Source organism: uncultured Dialister sp. (genome assembly GCF_900541605.1).
Lineage (GTDB): Bacteria > Bacillota > Negativicutes > Veillonellales > Dialisteraceae > Dialister.
In genome coordinates this window covers 1-3,502 of the sequence record NZ_UQKJ01000170.1, presented here as the reverse complement: position 1 = coordinate 3,502, position 3,502 = coordinate 1, and the positions used below count along the sequence as shown (strand labels likewise).

The 3,502-nt window shown below is 46.9% G+C and carries 1 protein-coding gene; it reads left to right on the top strand.

The features are described from left to right. Positions 1 to 2,124: 2,124 nt before the first annotated feature. A partial coding sequence (locus tag QZR21_RS08675) for a hypothetical protein (RefSeq protein ID WP_296974974.1) occupies positions 2,125 to 3,502 on the top strand: 1,378 nt, incomplete at its 3' end.

Below are 3,502 nucleotides of genomic sequence, written 5' to 3'. Positions count from 1 at the left end.
TGGGCATGGTGGCGGCTGCTTTCAATACATGGACCAGCGATGCGAAATACTGGGTTTGTACTGTCTGAAATCAGAAAAAAATAAGGAAGAGAACATTAGTGCAAAGACCTGGCTCCCCCTCCGGGGTGGCAGCGAACACGAGTTGCACCAGCGAACACATTTTGAAGGAGCGTAGCGACGCACAAATTGTCGTGAGTCGGTGACAGCCGTAGCGTAGGAGCGCCCGCGACGCACAAATCGTAGTGAGTCGCTTTCCCGTAGGGTGAGCTGCCGAAGGCTGAGGGGGTGCATTCACCGCGAAGCGGCTAAAGACCCATGTCCAGACTTGAAGCCAGCCCCTGACCTGCTGCTCCATCGGCCCTTTTCCCTCGATCTCGACCTCGACCTTGGTCTCCATCAGGGAGTGTATTTGCGGCGGATCGGCTGCTGTCCTTCTCGTAGTGGTTACTGGTAATTTAGCTGCAAAATGATCAACTCTTTAGTAAGTTAAAGCGCCATAAAAAGAACCACTTTTACAGGTAAATGACCACTTTTGCATAAAAAATGGAAATAGGACTTATCATTTAGTATAGTATGGGTGAAAATAATAAATTGATTTTAATGCTTGTACAGGAGGTATAAAAACTTAACTGAATAAATGGCTCAAGGAAAATGAAATCTGGGGGGATTTCCCTGGGCCTGATGGTCTTTTAAGACCAGGCTTTGGAGGTGGACTTAGTTTCTTAGCTGTATGGGAAGATTCCATACAGGATTATCCATCTCAGGAGAGCAAATTATATGAAAAAGGTATCTGCTATCAAAAAGAAAAGAGTAAGAGTACTTCTGGCGGCCTGTATGCTGTCAGGAGCTTTTTCCGTACCCGGCATGGCAGCGGAGATTATCACGGAACCGGTGATGGTGCAAAACAAGAATACTGTGATATCCGATGATATTCATGTGACCAATGGGCGAAATCCTACGGCAATCTACATTCCCAAAGCTGCATTTGGAGGAGATATTTATATCAATTCCAAAAATGTTGAAGTCGATTACAGTGGAAATACCCGGACCAACAGCTGTGGGCTCATAGATTTTGATTATGGATATACAGGAAATGTTTACCTGGCGGATGGAATAAAACTGGCAGATACAGTTACTGGGCCTGACATAGATGTGGCCGGAATCAGGATCAGGGATGTGGGAAATCTGATTGACAGAAATACCGGTAAACCTGTCGGTGGTACCGTATCGATTGGTAATCATGTGACCCTTGGACTGGAAAATCAGAATACAAATCTCGATGACAAGAACCCTGCCGTGTTTAATTCTCTTCGCGGGTTTCACGTAGACGGGGAGACACTGAAAGCTGGAGATAACCTGTCCGTTGGCCTTAAAACGAATACTGGTGATCAATCACAGACAGATGCCATTACAGTTGGCCATTACGGAGACGTATCCATTGGAAACGATGCCCGGCTTTTAGTGGAAAATCATACATCCGGTGACATGAGAGGTAATAGGACTTCGGTTATTTCTTCCTCTTTGCAATATATTGGCGAAAAGGAAGTTGTACCCAACGGATGGAACCGTATCCGTATTGGTAGAAATGCCCAGATTCTGATGACATTCAAGGCAGATCATATATTGTCTGAAGAGGAATTGTTACGACAGGAGAATGACAGCTCATCTGCACAAATAGCTCATGGAATCTATGTTCAGAATACAATACTTGATGCCGGTGATTCGGTTGTAATTGATGTAAACGGAAGCGGATCTGCAAGAATTCTTGAGGGAATGAGAATCTCCAATAATAGTCGAGTTACCATAGGGGATAATGTATCAAGCCGTCTCTCCATGAGCGGGCCCGTTAGAGAGTTGATCGTGTACAATATAAGAGCATCCAAATCAGCTCCTTCCTTTTTAAAAATTGGAAAAAATTCCCGGACTGAACTTTATGCGGAAGGTCCACTTTATACGCATCAGGTTTTGGCAGGAATCGCATCCGATTATGGTACAATTCAGGTTTGTGATGGTGCAAACTTATCTATGAAGGCCGAGAATACAGAAGAATACATTGGAAATTCAAATTTATGTGGTATTCGAAGCGAAAAAAACAGTCATATAGAGATAAGCAATGATATGCGAATGAATATCGATACAGTGGGATATAACAGGACAAGAGGGCTCTATGCGTACAATGCTCCCAATTTATCTGAAGGCGATGATTTGAAAGTTGGCGATAATCTTTCAATTCGTGTTTCTGCATCTGGCAATGGAAAATCTTCCGGACCTGATGTGAGAGGGTTGTTTAATGGCAATTCCGGCGTTTCTATCGGTAGTCATGCCGGAGTAACAGTAGAAGGATCTTCCGATGCAGTAAAGACTATAGGGCTGTATACTGCGGACAATGGAACTACGGATATCGGTGATGATGCTTCTATTATGGTGAACAGTGATGCAGTAAAAAATAACCACGTCCTTCATACAGAGTCCGGTGGCGCCATTACCTTTGCGGGCTCTGCCTATATCCGGGGCAATCGGGAAGCTGCCTGGTCAGAGGGCGAAGGAAGCCTCATTTCTCTTGCCGGCACTGGAAAGAAGACAGTACTGGGAGATCTGGTAAGCAGTAAAAAGGGGAAAATCCTTTTGAATCTCTCTACATCCGATTCCCTGCTTCGAGGTACATCTTCTGTCCTTGAGGAAGGGTACAATGAGGACGTAAGCGCTGCAGATACAGAGATTTCCCTTTCCAATAATGCAAAATGGCAGATGACCGACACAAGCTATGTGACGAAGCTTGCCAATAACGCCGGAACCGTGGATATGCAGTATAATCCGGACTACCAGGACCTCCATATCGGTACCTTCAGCGGAAATGATGGCGTATTCAAAATGAAGTCGGATCTCGCCAGTCAGACTGATGGGGATAAGGTTACCATTGATAACGCAGATCCCGGATCCACAGGAATTATCTCCGTCTACGACAAGAGCCTGGCTACGGGCAAAGAAGTGACCGGTGCCCGGCATCTCCTTATGGTTACCGATGCCAGTAAAAATGCCGCCTTCCGGGGCGAGAGCGTCAGCACCGGCGGGCTTTGGGAGATTACACCTTCTATCCGTGAAGGAAGCACCTTTGAAGACGGTCATGGAAACAGGGTAGGGAACCCCGGCGAATGGTACCTGGCATCGGTGACTAAGACCATCAATAAAGATACGAAGCCCCTCATCGATGCCGGTGATAATACCTACGGTTTCTACCGTATGTCCATTGATCCCCTCCGCCAGCGGCTGGGGGACCTGCGGTACCGGAACCGGAGCGATGACAGGTACGACTTCTGGGTAAGAAATCGCCATGGCCACTTCGACAGCAGCGGCTACGACAGCAAGTACAACTTCTTCCAGGTAGGCGTGGATACTATGCCTAACGAAAAGAGTGCCTACGGCTTCCTGGTGGAACGGGGCATCGCTTCGCCGAGATTTGATACCGGCAGCGGCAAGAACCACACGCTGGCAGGCGCCCTCT